The organism is Idiomarina loihiensis L2TR, from assembly GCF_000008465.1.
GTDB classification, from domain to species: domain Bacteria; phylum Pseudomonadota; class Gammaproteobacteria; order Enterobacterales; family Alteromonadaceae; genus Idiomarina; species Idiomarina loihiensis.
Genome location: NC_006512.1, coordinates 1,055,440 through 1,072,412, shown reverse-complemented (window position 1 = coordinate 1,072,412; position 16,973 = coordinate 1,055,440). Strand labels below are relative to the sequence as shown.

The following is a 16,973-nucleotide window of genomic DNA, read 5'->3' as shown; positions in this document are numbered from 1 at the left end:
GAGAAAAGCATGACGGATCAGTCCAAAGGTGACGGCGATAAGCCGCTATATTGCACTTTTTGTGGCAAAAGTCAGCACGAAGTTAAGAAGCTTATTGCAGGACCGTCCGTATTCATTTGTGATGAATGCGTTGAGCTATGCAATGACATTCTAAAAGAAGAAATTCATCAACTGTCTCCGGTTCCGGATCAGGATGAGTTGCCTGTGCCAAAAGCTATCCGTAAGCATTTGGATGACTATGTTATTGGTCAGGATCGCGCCAAAAAGGTGTTGTCGGTAGCCGTTTATAATCACTACAAACGCTTACGCGGTTCAGCCAAGCAGGAAGTTGAGCTTGGCAAAAGTAATATCCTGCTAATTGGTCCGACAGGCTCAGGAAAAACTTTCCTGGCTGAAACCTTAGCGCGTTATTTGGATGTGCCATTTACTATGGCAGATGCAACAACATTAACTGAAGCGGGTTATGTTGGCGAAGACGTTGAAAACATAATTCAAAAGCTTTTACAGAAGTGTGATTACGACGTTGAGAAAGCAGAGCGTGGTATTGTCTATATTGATGAGATTGATAAGATTTCACGTAAGTCGGACAATCCGTCGATTACTCGCGATGTCAGTGGCGAAGGTGTACAACAAGCCTTACTGAAACTGATTGAAGGAACAGTTGCTTCTGTGCCGCCACAAGGCGGTCGGAAACATCCTCAACAAGAGTTTCTGCAAGTCGACACATCAAAAATTCTGTTTATCTGTGGCGGTGCTTTTGCTGGCTTGAATAAAGTTATCGAGCAACGCTTGTCTACCGGAACAGGTATTGGTTTTGGCGCAGAAGTGAAGAGTAAGACGCAAAGTGAAGAAGGGGCAATCATTGCTAAAGTGGAACCGGAAGATTTGGTTCGCTATGGCTTGATTCCCGAATTCATTGGTCGCTTACCGGTTGTAGCCACGCTAGATGAGCTGGATGAAGAAGCGTTGATTGAAATTTTGCGTGAGCCAAAAAATGCGTTAACCAAGCAATATTCAGCTTTGTTTGAAATGGAAGACGTTGAACTGGAGTTTCGTGAAGATGCTTTAAGAGCTATCGCGAAAAAGGCTATGGCTCGCAAAACAGGTGCTCGTGGTCTACGTTCCATTGTGGAAGGTGTTCTGCTGGGCACTATGTATGAACTGCCTTCTATTGAAGGGGTCGCGAAAGTTGTGGTGGATGAGTCGGTAATCGCTGGTGAATCCGATCCTATTCTAATTTACGCGAATCAGCAGAAAAATAAGCAGGCTTCGGGCGAATAATCCGAAACTGTATTAAAAGTGTTCGAAAAAGGGCCGGAAAGGCCCTTTTTTTCTGTCAAGGATTGAACTTTCAGGTAAAGACCGCATATTACAAAGTAAACCTAGGTCGGGAGAGAATTTAATGAGCGAAGAGCGCACCGAACAATTAACGATGCCGGTTCTGCCGTTGAGAGATGTCGTGGTATACCCGCATATGGTGATACCACTGTTTGTCGGTCGGGAAAAGTCGATTCGATGCTTACAAGCCGCTATGGATGAAGATAAACAAGTTTTTCTGGCGGCTCAGAAAGACGCTTCTGTGGATGAACCTACTACTGAGGATATTTATCAGGTAGGTACAGTTGCGACGGTTCTACAGCTACTGAAACTACCCGATGGCACCGTTAAAGTGCTGGTTGAAGGTAAGCAACGGGCGCAGCTGGATGAATTGCAGGATAACGAAGAATACTTTCAGGCTAGTATTCATTATCTGGCCGCGGAAGAGTTACCGGAAAAAGAAGAAGAGATTCTTATTCGTTCGGCACTGAATCAGTTCGAAGGCTATGTAAAGCTAAATAAGAAGATACCGCCGGAAGTACTGACGTCTCTGTCCGGCATTGAAGACGGCGATCGCTTAGCGGACACAATGGCTGCTCATATGCCGCTGAAACTTGCAGAAAAGCAGGCCATTCTTGAAATTACTGACATTCGGGAGCGCATCGAACATCTGATGGCTCTGATGGAAGGTGAGATTGATATTCTGCAGGTGGAAAAGCGCATTCGTAGCCGCGTTAAAAAACAGATGGAAAAAAGCCAGCGCGAATATTATTTGAATGAGCAAATGAAAGCCATTCAGAAAGAGCTGGGTGAAACCGAAGATGGCGTCGATGAATTTGAGCAGTTACAGAAGAAAATCGATGACGCCAAGATGCCGGCAGAAGCGAAGAAAAAGACTGAAGCTGAGTTACAAAAATTAAAAATGATGTCACCCATGTCAGCGGAAGCGACTGTCGTGCGCGGCTATATAGACTGGATGGTATCGGTTCCATGGAAGAAACGTTCGCGTATTAAGAAAGATTTAGCTCATGCTGAAAAAGTTTTAGATGCTGATCACTACGGGCTAGAGAAAGTTAAAGAACGTATTATTGAGTATCTTGCGGTACAACAACGAACCACCAAAGTGAAAGGTGCGATTCTTTGTTTAGTAGGTCCTCCAGGTGTCGGTAAAACCTCGCTTGGACAGTCGATAGCGAAGGCGACGGGGCGTGAGTATGTGCGCATGGCGCTAGGGGGCGTACGCGATGAAGCAGAAATACGAGGTCACCGTCGTACTTATATTGGCTCTATGCCCGGTAAACTGATTCAAAAAATGTCAAAAGTTGGCGTTCGTAATCCACTGTTTCTGTTAGATGAAATTGACAAAATGTCGGCTGACATGCGCGGTGACCCGGCTTCAGCATTGCTAGAAGTACTGGATCCTGAGCAAAACATTAACTTCAATGACCATTATCTTGAAGTCGATTACGATTTGTCAGATGTCATGTTTGTGGCGACATCTAACAGTATGAATATTCCAGCGCCATTATTAGACCGCATGGAAGTGATTCGCTTGTCGGGTTACACCGAAGAAGAGAAGCTGAATATTGCGAAGCGACATTTGTTAACCAAGCAAATTGGCCGTAACGGTTTAAAAGAAAAAGAAATTACGGTTCAGGACAGTGCAATTATTGGCATTATTCGTTATTACACCCGCGAAGCCGGGGTGCGTAACCTCGAACGTGAGCTGTCGCGCTTGTGCCGTAAATCGGTTAAGCAAATTTTGCTGGATAAATCGATAAAACATGTTGAGATTACCGGCGACAATCTTAGCGACTATTTGGGCGTGCAACGGTTTGATTACGGCAAAGCTGAAGAAGCGAATCAAGTCGGTCAGGTTACTGGCTTAGCATGGACTGAAGTTGGCGGAGACTTGCTGACTATCGAAGCTACTAATGTAGCTGGTAAAGGAAAGACAACCACCACAGGTTCCCTGGGTGATGTTATGCAGGAGTCGATTCAAACTGCTCTGACAGTGGTTCGTAGCCGTGCTGACAAGCTGGGCATTGCGGAAGACTTCCATGAAAAACGCGATATTCACGTGCATGTGCCAGAAGGCGCTACACCGAAAGATGGGCCCAGTGCAGGTATTGCTATGGTGACAGCTATGGTGTCATCGTTAACCGGTAAACCTGTTCGTTCTGATGTAGCAATGACGGGCGAAATTACGTTGCGCGGTGAAGTGCTGGCCATTGGTGGTTTAAAAGAGAAATTGCTGGCTGCGCACCGTGGTGGAATCAAGCATGTGTTAATTCCTAAAGAAAATGAACGCGACTTGAAAGAAATTGCTGACAACGTAAAACAGGACTTAGTGATTCAGCCGGTAAAATGGATTGATGAAGTATTGGATGTTGCTTTGGTTAAGGAGTAACCAGCAATATAATACTAAAGTCATATTCAAGCACTAGAATGCGGTCTGCGGATGAGAAATCATGCTTCAGACCGCATTTTTTCGTTAAAAAGTGAGTAAAAAGGGTTTTCAATCTAAAAGACTGTGGTAGCCTAGAGTTTATAGCTGATTCACATGTATGACATACGAACAGCTGGATAGGAAAGCCATTTGGACTAATGGTGCTTGAACAATTAACATCAAGCTTGATATAACCGTTCTGGCCCATTTTAAAATCCGAATGGAACCACGGAAACTTGATAATAACAATCTAAGGGGATGATACTGTGAACAAGTCTCAGCTTATTGACAAAATCGCGGCAGGTGCAGATATTTCTAAGGCTGCTGCTGGTCGTGCTCTGGACTCTATGATCGATGCAGTAACTGATGCTCTAAAAAAAGATGACCAAGTCGCATTAGTTGGCTTCGGTACGTTTAGCGTGCGTGAGCGTTCTGCTCGTACTGGTCGTAACCCTCAAACGGGTGAGACTATTCAGATCGCTGCTGCTAAAGTTCCTTCTTTTAAAGCAGGTAAAGCACTGAAAGACGCAGTAAATTAATTAAAGCGCATTAGCGCTTTTTTTAAAGAATAATAATAGTAGCCCGAGGTTTATAAAACCTCGGGTTATTTTTTTGTATGAATGGTGAGTTTTAAGACGAATCACCTTATAATGTGACGTTGTTTATTCAGGTTAAATAAGGAAAGCCTTATTATGTTAGAGCGGATTCGGGAAGGCTCGCAGAGTTATACTGCTAAGGCCATTCTTGTGTTAATCATTCTAACTTTTGCATTAGCAGGTGTTGGTGGTTATATCACTAGTGACACAGAAGATGCTGTCGCAAAAGTTAATGGAGAAGAAATTCCTCGTAGTGACTACGATCGTGCTTATGAAAATGAGCGTAGTCGCTTGCAAGAGCAGTTTGGTGATATGTTTTCTGCTATTACTTCCGATCCAGATTATATGCGTAATTTACGCAGTGGAGTATTAGAGCAACTTATCGAACAAGAGCTTTTAGTGCAATACGCTGAAGATAACGGGATGAGAGTGAGCCCCGAGCAGGTAAAAGCTGCAATCCGTGATATTTCTCAATTTCGTACAGCAGGACAATTTGATAACGATGTCTACCTGATGGCTTTGCGTAATGCGGGTTATAGCCCTGAAGCTTTCGCGAAAGTGATGCAACAGGATATGACCCGAAATCAGTTACTACGAGGCTTGTCTGCGACTGCGTTCGTGCTTGAACCTGAAGCTATTGCCTTTATGCGCTTACAAAGCCAGTCGCGTTCAGGCGGCTTTTTAGTGGCAAGCAATGAAAGTTTCGAAGAGCAGGTAGAGATTGCAGAACAGGATATCGAAAACTTCTATCAGCAAAATCAAGATATGTTCCGGACTCAGGAAAAACTCAGCGTCGCCTATGTTGAGCTCTCTTTAGCTGCTGTTGAATCAGAAGTCGAAATTTCAGATGAAGAAGTGCGTCAATATTATGATGAGCGTCAGCAGCAATATTCGACCGAAGAAGAGCGCCGTGTTTCTCATATTCTGATCGAGTTCGAGACTGATAACGCTAAAAAGAAAGCTGAAGAAGCACTTGCTGAACTTAAACAAGGTGCGGACTTCTCGGAGGTAGCGCAAACTTATTCAGACGATACTTTCTCAGCTGAGCAGGGCGGAGATCTAGGTTGGATAGAAGCCGGAATGATGGATGAAGATTTCGATGCCTCCGTTTTTGAGTTAGAAAATGTTGGTGATTTATCAGACGTTGTTGAAACGAGCTTTGGTTACCACATTATTAAACTTACCGATTTACGCGAAGGTTCAGTCACACCATTTAACGAAGTGAAAGACGAAGTGCGTCAGCAGTTGTTAACCGAAAAGGCAGAAGATCGCTATTTTGAAAAACAACAGAAACTGGCGGAAATTAGCTTTGAGCAACCTGACACATTGGAGCCTGCTGCTGAAGAAATTGGATCCACTGTACGCCGTTCCGATTTATTCACTCGTGACAGAGCCCCAACGCCCTTGAGCGACGATGTTGTTCTCAATAACCTATTTTCAGAGCAGTTAATTAAAGAGAAGTTGAACAGCGATATTATTGAAACTTCAGATGATCGGTCACTGGTAGTACGTGTAACTGAGCATCAACCAGTGCGAGTAAAAGAGCTGGACGAAGTTCGTGAAAAAATAGTGTCCGAACTGCGCGTAGAAAAAGCTCAGCAATTAGCGCTTGAGCAGGCTAATGAATGGATGCAAGCCTGGAAAGCGGGTGAAGAGGTGAGCGACGAAATTGTCTGGGTAGATAGCATTCAGCGTAACAATGGTGAGCACCCAAGAACTATTGTACGTGAGCTATTCTCAATGTCTCCTTCAGCAAGCGATGAGAGCGTCTTTAACACGGTTGCGTTACCGAATGGAGATGCTGCTGTGGTTGCACTGACCGAAGTTTCTCCAGGAAGTACTGATGACAGCCAACTTGACGAGTTAAAGAGTCAGATGCGGAACCGTCAGGCTCAGGTTATGTTGCAAGCCTTTATTAATAACTTAAAAGCGGACGCAGATATAAAACGTTTATCAACTCCGTAGACGTTGATATCGCAAAAAAGGCTCAGACCGTGACAAGTCTGAGCCTTTTTTATTTCTATTGTAGTGAGTTTATCCGTTATTGCTGTACAAGTTTGGCAACACGTCTTTAGTAGTTGTTATATTTTTTTTTGCTTCTATAGAGGTCTTAACTTCTTTATAAAGCACTTTTCCATCCTGCCATGAGGTAGCCTTCGGCTGATAAAGGCTTTGTTGCAAGCTTGAGCATGCATTTTCTATTGAAAGATATTGAGACAGCTCAGTTATGCTATTAAAGCTGCGTTCAAAATAGCGGTTTGCCCATTTCAGCAAAAACTCTTTTGCTTCTTGTGCGTTATTGTTACGGCAGGCTAGTTGAAACTCTCTCCATAATTTGTCTTTGTTTAGATTGTGAGGTTTATCTTCTGTTGTTTTACGCGTCGATACTTTGCTCTTAGAGCTTGTGCTTCGACTCCAGAGAAGGTACGCGTTCAGTATAATTGAAACAATCAGTACCAGGGCGAGTAAGCTAACTATCCAGGTATTCCATTCAACTGATTGGGTTTTCGCCTCAGTTTGAGTTACTTCCTCATCATTTAGCTGCTGCTCTTCAGTCGCTTTAGCTTCGGCATTATTGCTTGCCTTCGGAATAGATTGCATTCCGTCACCCATTGCGACAGAAAAGTTCAGCTCTTCGGTTACCGCCGATGCAGGTTTGCCCGTTTTGGTATTAAACCAGGGGATATTTAGTGCCGGAATTCTTAATGGTCCTGGCTGATTGGGGACGACCGCAAAGCTTATTGTTTTTTGAGAGATAATAACGCCGTTGCGACTAAATTGATCCGTCTCATCGCCATCCGGATAAATCCTCACCGTATCGGGGAAGCTTGGTCGAACGTCTGGTAGCTGCTCTGGTTTTACACCAACAGCGGTCAGCATATAGGAAATAGTGAAAGGTTCACCTACGGTATAACTTTCTTGCTCAGGCGAAACGGATTGAGAAACACTGACAAGCTCGCTAGGCAACCAGTGACCTTGCCAGCTATCAGGGACGGCCTGCACCTCAACCTCGATAGTTTCAGCAATGGTGCTGACAGGCTGTGTGTTGGAGAAAGACGAAAAGATAGAGCGTTGCCCTTGAGTGAAAACTTCGCCGTCGAAACGGGCGCCTGCGATACTTAAAGAACCTGACTTGCTTGGCGTTATTTGGTAAACACGCTGATAAACCTTATAGCGCCTGCCATTCACCATTTCTGTACTTTCTTCATCCCTGCCAATTTGCTGAATGTCGGCGTTTTCTGCTTCAGGCGGTATTAGGTTTCCTTTGTTCAAGTCGGCCGCAAGAAATAGCCGCGCAACATAAGTGATAGGCTGCTGCAGATAGACTTGCTGATTGTCTATGCGAGCTTCCAGAAAAGCGATTTTCTGTTCGTTATCCTGGTTGTTGCCGGGTTCCAGGACTTGCAATGAAATAGGAGCCGACGAGACACCACCTATGCTAATTTCGGGAATTTTATATTCCCCGGCGGACTGAGGGATGAGTACGGTTGTAAAGCGCGTCTGTTTGCTAAGTTTTCCGTTGATCATTGATGTCTGGCGACTGACCGATGTTCTGCCTACAACGAAGTCTTTTAGTAGCTTAGATGGCGAAAAGCTGTCGTTAGCAACATCGTCATCAACGGTTATCGTTAATACGAAGGATTCGTTCGCCGTAACCGGATTACGGTCTACCGTAGCAGTAACTTCAGAGACATCGGCGTGAGCAAGTTGGCTCACAAGTAAAAAGCTCATCAATAAGATAATGTGTCGCCATACTCTTACCATTTTTTATCGTCTCCCTGGGGTTCTGAGGTTCTGCGCTGACGCCGTTTCTGGCTCTCCAGAAGCATTTTATTACGTAGCAGTATACTTGGGTCATCCGGCACCCGGTTCATCCACTGCTCCAGTTGTTGGGCTTTTTCAGGGTCAATCTCGCCTTCGCGGACCTTCTGTTGAAGTAGTTGGCTGGATTCCTCCTGGCTTTCTGGGCTTGTGTCCTGGCGTTGCTGCTCCTGGGGTTCTTCTTGAGAAGGCTCCTGTTCTTTTTGTTCCGGCTCCGGCTCTCCATCCTCTTGACCCCTTTCATCAGGATTAGGGGGCCCATCACTGTTATTGGACTGATTATTTTGTTGCTCCTCGCCGTCACCACTTTGCTCAGAATTCTTATCCGATTCGTTTTTATCAGAATCTGATTCCTTGGAGGATTCGTCTGAACCGCCGGAGTCTTCTGCTTCCTGCTGTTGCTTCAATTGCTCAACGAGTTGCTTATTTTCGGCTGCCTGGGACCAGTCAGGGCGTTGTTCTAAAGCGTTGTCGTAAGCTTCTATTGCCGCATCGTATTGTTGCTGCTTAGCCAGTGCATTACCTAAATTATATTGCGCCTCTGCCGAATCGCTTTGAGAAAAGGCTTCGGCGGCGGCTTCATAGTCACCATCGCGGTACAGAGCAGCGCCCTGACGAAACGGAGTTCTGCTAAGGTTAGCCGCCCGTTGGTATTCTTCTTCTTGATATAAACGCTGTGCACGTTGCTCACGGTTTAGCAACTGCTTCTGCCAGACGGATTCTTGTGCAGCATGCACATTGGGACTGAAGCCGATTAAAGGCAATAACATAGAGAGTAATAAAGGGCTAAGCAGGCTGCCCCGACGCCAGCTAAACAACATAATAGGTAAGATAAAGAGGGCAACGTAAGGGCCCATATCACGCCATGCGTCTCCTTGCTGTTGTTCATCGCCGTCTTTACCTTCACGCGTCAGTGGTGCCTGGTTTATGAGTTTATCAATATCACGATTGTCGGCGGTTACTGATGAAAAGGCTCCTCCCGTAATAGAAGCCAGATCGGATAATCGTGAAGGAAAAGTTTTGGCAATAATGACCTGATTGTTGTCTTTTAATAAACGGCCTGAGCTATCGCGAATTGCAGCACCTTCTTCAGTACCAACCGCCAGAATAGAAACCCTATGATCGACAGAACGCAAGTAACTACTGAGTTGGTTGAGTTCGTTACTACTGATGCCGTCGGTAAGCCAGTATATATCGCCCTGAGGGTAGCCGGCATTTTTTAATAAATCGTCAGCCAGCTTCAAAGCTAACAAGGGTTCACTGCCTTGCGCCGGCATAATATCGGGTGACAGTGATGGGATTAAATTTATTAAATTACGGTTATCGGCAGTAAGCGGACTGATGATAAAAGCATCGTCGGCGTAAGCAATAAGGCCGGTATCACCATCAAGTCCTGCCCGGACTAAATCAATGGCTTTGTATCTCATTCTGGTTAAACGGTTAGGGGCAATATCATCGGCTAAAACCGATGGCGACATGTCCATAATCACGACCTGTCCCGATTCAAGCTGGTAAACCGGTTGTGGTAGTCGTTCCCAGGTGGGCCCGCAAAGAGCCAGTGTTGCCAGAACTGAAATTAACAAAAAACGGTGGGCAGGCCAGAGAGACGGTTGTGACCCTGACTTAACCAATACTTTTGACAGGTGCCCGGGGAGCCATTGATGCCATCCGGCCTGATGTTTCTGACTGTAGAGTAAACGCCAATACAGTAGTGCAACTGGAACTAAAGCCAGTAACCACCAGGGGCGCAATAAGTGAAATTCGCTCATGAACGTCTCCCCCATGGTCGATAGTGCAACATGGCTAACGCAATAAACAGAAGAAAACTTATTACCAATGGCCAGTAAAATAAACTCACTCGAGGTCTTAGTTGCTGAGGGTCGCCAGCAATAGGTTCCAGCTTGTCCAGGCGTTGATAAATTTCTTCGAGTTCATTGGTACTGCGAGCACGGAAGTACTTACCACCAGTTTGTTTAGCGATACTTTGCATTAAAGGTACGTCCAGGTCGCGGCTTGGATTAACTCTTCGTTGCCCGAAAAAGCTATCAACGACTACTTCTTCAGCACCGACCGCAATAGGGTATATCGTTACATCGTAAGCCTGAGCCAGTTCAAGTGCCTGCTCAGGGGGCAGGTTACCGGCTGTGTTCTGACCATCGGTTAGTAATACCAGTACCCGGTTTGACTTTTCGTCGTCTCGAAAGCGCTTCACAGACAAAGCAATAGCATCTCCTATCGCGGTTCGTTCGCCAACTAAGCCGAGTACAGATTCATTAAGCATCTGTTTTACGGTGTTGCGATCGTAAGTCATGGGAGTCTGTAAATAGGCCGTGTCTGCAAATAGAATCAGTCCGAGCCTGTCACCTTCGCGGCGTTCAATGAAATCGCTCAAAACGTGCTTAACCATAGTTAGACGGTTCACTGAGCGGCCTTCCAATTGCATATCTGCAATTTCCATACTGCCGGATAAGTCTACAGCCAGCATAATTTCTCGTCCTTCAGCCCGAATTGCTAGCGGCTCGCCCAACCATTGAGGCTTAGCCACCGCAGCGACCAGCATGATCCAGCATAAACTCATCAGCGGTAACAATAACCAGCGTTTACCAGAGCTCTGACTGCCGCTAACTAAGCCGTAAGTACTGGGAAGGCGTATAGCCGAGCTATTTTTACGTACGGCCGGAAACCATTTCCAGATAATTGCGGGTAAGGGCAGTAGGCAAAACATCCATGGCCAGGCAAATTCAAACATCTTCGGCTCCGGGTTGTTTGCTCAAATCTTTGCTCAGCCAAAGGTGAGCGAGTTCGTAGTATTGTTGATTAAAGTTATTATCAGCAATGCCATAAAAGTTTTTATTAGCCTCATTAAGCAAGGATTCATAAGTTGCTTTTTCCTTTTCTGACAGAGGAGTGAGCAAAAAACTTATCCATTGGCGACTGTGCTTTTCCGCAACGAATTCTCTGGGATAATATGCCAGCGCGGTGCGCTTAAGTATTACCGTAAGCTCTTCGATGCTTATGTTTCTGTCTTGTTGTAACTGCCGGATCGCGATTTTGCGTATGTGCGACTGCTGTCGACGCCGAATCAACCAGAAAATAAAAAAAGCAGTACCGACAAGAAGCGCTATGGCAATAGCAATTGTCGGCCACGAAGGCGGCCACCAACTCGCCGCTCCCGGCTCAACAATATCATTAAGATTATTTAGTGACGGTTGCTGCATTATTTTACCTCTGCCCATTGCTGTTCCAACGGTAAGGCACTGGATATTGGTGTTAAAGCCAGCTTCCGTTTCCTGAATTCTTGCTGAATATTGCTCCAACGAAGCTCGGCGGCATTTTGATATGTTTTTCTTTGCTGTTGATCAGCTAGATTTATACTGACTTGTTGCTGACCATCGGTAATTGCTAGTGGATGCGACGAGTACCCCTGGGGTAACTCATGCTCCATAGGGTCGTAAAGCCCAAAACAACGAACCGAATTATGCTGGGAAAGTACGCGCAATCCATCCATAAAGCGTTCGCTGGCGTTATAAAAATCGCTGATAACATGAATGCTGCTGCCAGGCTTAACCAGTTGTCGTATCCGCTTTAGGTTATCGTCCAGCGTGTTTTGTTGCTGTTTTTGTTTGTTTTGCCAACGGGTCAGGCTGTCATTATGAACTTCCAGAAGCGCATGACACAAACGTAGAACGCCTTTTTGCCGGGCTATAGGTTTTAGCTCCTGATGTTGCCAGCCATTGCCAATGAGCCCTCCAATACGATCACCCTTATGTTGTGCCTGCCAGGCCAGTGCCGCGGCTAAATGGCAGGCCTGAACAGATTTGAACACAAATTGGCTGCCAAAAAGCTGAGTCAGAGACAAGTCCACCCAGATAAATACCGGGCGCTCTTTTTCTTCGCGATAGAGCTTAGTGTGGGCTTTACCGGTTCGTGCGGTTACCCGCCAGTCAATGGAACGGATATCATCGCCCGGCTGGTAATGCCGTACCTCATCAAACTCCATTCCGCGACCACGGCTTTTGCTTAGCAAGGGGCCTGTCTGGCTTGAGCGTGGAAGACTTTTATGATGGCGCGCAAAAGCATTGATTTTGCTGCGATAATAAAGAAGTTCCTGAATACCGGGACTGACTCCATCGCAGTGCAACTGCTTAAGCCATTGTTCAACTTCAGTTCTTAACATTATGGTGCCGGTACAAGTTTCAGTATCGTATCAAGAACCTGATCATGTGATACGCCGTCGGCTTCTGCCTGATAACTTAAAATAATCCGGTGCCGTAAAGCGTTGTGGAAAACACTAATGACATCGTCAGGTGTTACAAAGTCACGACCATCTAACCAGGCTTTAGCTCTGGCGCAGCGCTCCAGCGCTATAGTGGCACGAGGGCTGGCACCATAGCCTATCCATTGCGCTAAATTCTGATCGTAGCGCTGCGGCTGACGTGTTGCGATAATCAGTTGAACCAGATAGTTCTCAACAGCGTCATCTAAATACAGCTGCAAAACTTCGTGGCGTGCGTCGAATAGCTGCTTTTGTGTTAACGGAGTCGGTATATCGAGGTCACCTGATAAGGCTTCACCTCGGGTTAGACGTAGAATTTGCTGTTCAGTCTCGGCATCTGGATAGTCGAGTTTTAAATGCAATAGAAAACGATCCAACTGGGCCTCAGGAAGTGGATAGGTTCCTTCCTGCTCCAGAGGGTTCTGTGTTGCTAGTACCATGAAAAGATCAGAAAGCGGGTAGCTACGTTGACCAACCGTAATTTGCCGTTCTGCCATAGCTTCAAGTAAAGCTGACTGAACTTTTGCTGGAGCCCGATTAATTTCATCGGCCAGAATTAAATTATGGAACAAAGGGCCTTGTTGAAACTCAAACTGTCCAGTTTCGGGACGAAAAATGTCGGTACCGGTTAAATCGGCGGGCAATAAGTCGGGAGTGAACTGCACCCGATGGAAGTCACCTTCAATACCTTTTGCTAAAGCTTGTACTGCACGGGTTTTAGCCAGGCCGGGAGGGCCCTCTACCAGCAGGTGGCCGTCAGCCAATACGGCAATTAAAAGGTTTTGAGTGAAGTCCGGCTGTCCAAGCACTTGCCGATTCAGGTAATTTTGTAGCTTTTGAAACGCTGTCGCGGTCATGTTTACTCCAGGCTGTCGTTATCAGCGAAAACTGACTATGCTGTCAGTACTGCATAGCAATGACAGCAACAATGCTGTCTTTGTTCCGAAATTTCAATCTATACAGCATACTTTACCGAAAACGGTGGTTTTAATCTGCTCTATTACGGGCTAGAATTTGTAACATAATTTGTGGTCAGACCAGTATTGGTTTTTGAATTGAGGATTTATTATGACAGCAGCACAACGCTTGCTAACCGTAAATGGCGAAAGAATTGCCTTTGTGGCGGGTATAAGAACACCATTTGCGAAACAAGCAACGGACTTTCACGGCATACCCGCAGTCGACTTAGGTAAAATGGTTGTTCAGGAATTAGTGAATAAAACCGGTATTGACGGTGACTGGGTTGAGCAACTGGTGTTTGGTCAGGTTGTGCAAATGCCGGAAGCGCCTAACATTGCCCGTGAAATAGTATTGGGAACCAGTTTGCCTGTTGGTACTGATGCTTACAGTGTGTCCCGCGCGTGTGCTACAAGCTTTCAGTCGGCGGTTAATATTGCCGAAGCTATGGTGGCTGGCCATATTCGTGGAGGCATAGCTGGTGGTGCGGATTCATCTTCGGTATTACCTATTGGTGTCAGTAAACGTATGGCGCGTGCTCTAGTCGATTTAAATAAAGCAAAAACCTTAGGGCAACGGTTTTCAATATTGAAGCGTTTAGGTTTTAAAGACTTATTGCCTGTACCACCGGCTGTTGCTGAATACAGTACCGGACTAAGCATGGGACAAACGGCGGAACAAATGGCGAAAACGCATAACATTAGCCGTGAAGACCAGGACGAGCTAACGGTAAGATCGCACCAAAAGGCTCATGCTGCATGGGAAGCTGGTTGGTTAAGTGATGAAGTAATGACGGCTTACCCTGAGCCTTATAAAAAGCATTTGAGCCGCGATAATAATATTCGTGGTGACAGTCAGATAGAAAAACTGGCGAAATTAAAACCGGTATTTGATCGCAAGCATGGTTCAGTGACTGCGGCGAACAGCACGCCTTTAACTGACGGAGCTTCTGCTGTCATGATGATGACCGAAAGCCGCGCGAAAGAACTCGGGTTGCCGGTATTAGGTTACTTACGCAGTTATGCCTTTGCTGCCCTACAGGTGGAAGAAGACATGCTGATGGGACCTTCCTATTCGACTCCAGTTGCTTTAGACCGTGCTGGTATGAGCTTAAACGATTTAGACCTTATTGATATGCACGAGGCTTTTGCAGCGCAAACATTGGCGAATATGAAGATGTTTGCCAGTGATAAGTTTGCGCAAGAGAAGCTGGGTCGTGATAAAGCCATTGGCGAAATCGATATGGATAAATTTAACGTGCTGGGCGGCTCCATTGCTTATGGTCATCCATTTGCCGCAACCGGTACCAGAATGATCACACAGACTTTGAATGAATTGCGCCGTCGCGGTGGTGGTGTCGGTTTAACAACCGCTTGTGCTGCCGGTGGCCTGGGTGCAGCAATGATTGTGGAGACAGAATAATGAGTCAGGATAAAGCATTCACTATGGAAGTTAGGGACGACGGCGTCGCTGTAATTACGATTGATGTCCCTGGTGAGTCGATGAATACCTTAAAAGACTCATTTGCCGAAGAAGTTGGCAGTTTGATGAATCGCTTAGAAAGCGATGATTCAGTCAAAGGTGTGGTTTTTATTAGTGGTAAGCCAGGCTCCTTTATTGCCGGTGCTGATATCAACATGATAGACGGTTGTGAAAATGCCGTGGACGCAGAAAGTCTGGCGCGAAAAGGGCAGGCTATGTTTGATCGCATCGAGCAGTTAAATGTGCCTGTGGTTGCGGCTATTAACGGAGCTTGCCTGGGTGGTGGACTGGAACTGGCCATGGCTTGTCATGTAAGAGTTTGTACCGACAACAGCAAGACAGCTCTGGGCTTACCTGAAGTGAAATTAGGCTTGTTACCGGGCAGTGGTGGTACGCAACGTCTGCCTGAACTGGTTGGTGTTCAGCAAGGACTGACGATGATCCTGACCGGTAAAGAACTGCGTGCTAAACAGGCTTTGAAAGCAGGACTTGTCACCGAGGTTGTTCCCCAAAGCATATTGTTGGATGTTGCCGTTGAGCACGCGTTAAAACGTAAGCCAAAATCAACTAAGCCGCCACTTAAGGGCATTAGTAAAGTGCTGGAGGCGACCAAGTTTGGCCGTGACATTATCTTTAAAAAGGCCAGTGAGCAGGCGCAGAAGAAAGCTCAGGGCAATTACCCGGCAATTGATAAAATCATTCAGACGGTGCGTGAAGGTGTTGAACGTGGCCGCGAAGCTGGCCTGGATAAGGAAGCCCGTAGCTTTGGTGAGTTGGCAATGACGCCAGAGTCTTATCAGCTGCGCCAGATTTTCTTTGCCACCACAGAAATGAAAAAAGAAACCGGCGCCGATGGCGTTAAACCTGATTCGGTCAAACGGGTTGGCGTTTTAGGTGGTGGATTGATGGGCGGCGGTATTGCCTATGTTACGGCGGCTAAAGCAGGTATTCCTGCACGTATCAAGGACATCGCTGAAGACGGAATTCGACATGCATTACATTACAGTTACGAGCGTCTAGATAAAAAAGTGAAACGTCGGCATATGCGCCGGGCCGAGCTTGAAAAGACCATGCTAATGCTGAGCGGTTCGCTTGATTACAGTGGATTTGAGCGTACCGACGTGGTTATTGAAGCGGTATTTGAAGACCTTAACCTGAAGCAAAAAATGGTTGCTGATGTGGAGGAGCACGCAGACGAGTCGACCATTTTTGCAACTAATACGAGCTCACTGCCTATTACTCAAATAGCGGCTAAAGCCAAGCGCCCGGAACAGGTTATTGGGCTCCACTATTTTTCTCCGGTCGATAAAATGCCGTTGGCGGAAATTATTACCCATCCGGGTACTTCCGATAAGACAATAGCCACAACGGTTTCTCTGGCCAAGAAGCAGGGTAAAACTCCGATAGTGGTGAAAGATGGTGCCGGATTCTATGTAAACCGAATTCTTGCGCCCTACATGAACGAAGCTGCGCGCTTGCTGTTAGCCGGAGAGCCTATTGAGCATATCGATAAAACCTTAGTGAAATTTGGTTTCCCGGTAGGGCCAATTACTTTACTGGATGAGGTTGGTATCGATGTTGCGGCAAAAGTGGCTCCGGTATTGGTGAAAGAGCTGGGTGATCGTTTTGAAGCGCCTGAAGCTTTTGAGAAGCTGATTGACGACGACCGTAAAGGTAAGAAAAACCAAAAAGGCTTTTATCAATACGGCAAGAGTGTAAAGGGTAAGCCGGTAGACACTTCAGTGTATTCTTTGCTGGATATTGATCCGAACGAGAGCAAGTCTGCGGACGAAATTATTGATATTTGTTTATTGCCCATGCTGAATGAAGCTGCTTACTGTTTGCAGGAAGAGATTATTCGCAGTCCTCGCGACGGTGATATTGGTGCAATTTTCGGTATCGGTTTCCCACCTTTCCTTGGCGGGCCATTCCGTTATATGGACAGCCAGGGGCTTGAAACGATAGTGAATAAGCTAGAGAAGCTGGCAGCAGAACGTGGCGAACGATACACGCCTGCACCTTTGTTGAAGCAAATGCTGGAAAATGGCTGGAATTTCTATCAATAGCCTTTATT

At 46.1% G+C, this 16,973-nt stretch carries 12 protein-coding genes; 6 read left to right on the top strand and 6 right to left on the bottom strand.

The window, feature by feature from the left end; all coding sequences use genetic code 11:
• Positions 1 to 9 precede the first annotated feature (9 nt).
• The 4 genes from clpX (at position 10) to IL_RS05115 (ending at position 6,327) form a co-directional block, all read left to right on the top strand.
• Positions 10 to 1,281: an ATP-dependent protease ATP-binding subunit ClpX gene (clpX, locus tag IL_RS05130; RefSeq protein WP_011234255.1), complete on the top strand. Its 1,272-nt coding sequence runs from the start codon at positions 10 to 12 to the stop codon at positions 1,279 to 1,281.
• Between the two features lie 121 nt (positions 1,282 to 1,402).
• The gene (lon, locus tag IL_RS05125) at positions 1,403 to 3,727 is read left to right on the top strand and encodes an endopeptidase La (protein ID WP_011234254.1); all 2,325 of its coding nucleotides are present in this window, start codon (positions 1,403 to 1,405) and stop codon (positions 3,725 to 3,727) included.
• Between the two features lie 305 nt (positions 3,728 to 4,032).
• The gene (gene hupB, locus IL_RS05120; RefSeq protein WP_011234253.1) at positions 4,033 to 4,305 is read left to right on the top strand and encodes a nucleoid-associated protein HU-beta; all 273 of its coding nucleotides are present in this window, start codon (positions 4,033 to 4,035) and stop codon (positions 4,303 to 4,305) included.
• A 153-nt stretch (positions 4,306 to 4,458) separates the two neighbouring features.
• Entirely contained in the window at positions 4,459 to 6,327 is a 1,869-nt protein-coding gene (locus tag IL_RS05115) for a SurA N-terminal domain-containing protein (protein ID WP_011234252.1), read from the top strand.
• A 69-nt stretch (positions 6,328 to 6,396) separates the two neighbouring features.
• Here IL_RS05115 and IL_RS05110 read toward each other — a convergent pair whose 3' ends face one another.
• The 6 genes from IL_RS05110 to IL_RS05085 are packed head-to-tail and all read right to left on the bottom strand — an operon-like array spanning position 6,397 to position 13,317.
• On the bottom strand, positions 6,397 to 8,127 hold the full coding sequence (locus IL_RS05110) for a BatD family protein (RefSeq protein ID WP_011234251.1): 1,731 nt from the start codon (positions 8,125 to 8,127) through the stop codon (positions 6,397 to 6,399).
• Positions 8,121 to 9,953, bottom strand: a complete 1,833-nt coding sequence (locus tag IL_RS05105) for a VWA domain-containing protein (protein ID WP_011234250.1) — start codon at positions 9,951 to 9,953, stop codon at positions 8,121 to 8,123. The genes IL_RS05110 and IL_RS05105 overlap by 7 nt, the downstream gene beginning before the upstream one ends.
• On the bottom strand, positions 9,950 to 10,933 hold the full coding sequence (locus tag IL_RS05100; RefSeq protein ID WP_011234249.1) for a vWA domain-containing protein: 984 nt from the start codon (positions 10,931 to 10,933) through the stop codon (positions 9,950 to 9,952). The genes IL_RS05105 and IL_RS05100 overlap by 4 nt, the downstream gene beginning before the upstream one ends.
• A complete protein-coding gene (locus tag IL_RS05095) occupies positions 10,926 to 11,402 on the bottom strand; it encodes a DUF4381 domain-containing protein (RefSeq protein WP_011234248.1) in 477 nt (158 codons plus the stop codon). Before IL_RS05095 ends, IL_RS05100 begins: the two co-directional genes overlap by 8 nt.
• Positions 11,402 to 12,361: a DUF58 domain-containing protein gene (locus IL_RS05090; protein WP_011234247.1), complete on the bottom strand. Its 960-nt coding sequence runs from the start codon at positions 12,359 to 12,361 to the stop codon at positions 11,402 to 11,404. The genes IL_RS05095 and IL_RS05090 overlap by 1 nt, the downstream gene beginning before the upstream one ends.
• Positions 12,361 to 13,317 (bottom strand): AAA family ATPase, encoded by a 957-nt coding sequence (locus IL_RS05085; protein WP_011234246.1) that lies wholly within the window; start codon positions 13,315 to 13,317, stop codon positions 12,361 to 12,363. The genes IL_RS05090 and IL_RS05085 overlap by 1 nt, the downstream gene beginning before the upstream one ends.
• Before the next feature lie 211 nt (positions 13,318 to 13,528).
• Here IL_RS05085 and fadI point away from each other — a divergent pair, with 211 nt between their 5' ends.
• Entirely contained in the window at positions 13,529 to 14,839 is a 1,311-nt protein-coding gene (gene fadI, locus IL_RS05080; RefSeq protein WP_011234245.1) for an acetyl-CoA C-acyltransferase FadI, read from the top strand.
• Positions 14,839 to 16,965: a fatty acid oxidation complex subunit alpha FadJ gene (gene fadJ, locus IL_RS05075; RefSeq protein ID WP_011234244.1), complete on the top strand. Its 2,127-nt coding sequence runs from the start codon at positions 14,839 to 14,841 to the stop codon at positions 16,963 to 16,965. Before fadI ends, fadJ begins: the two co-directional genes overlap by 1 nt.
• Positions 16,966 to 16,973: the final 8 nt, after the last annotated feature.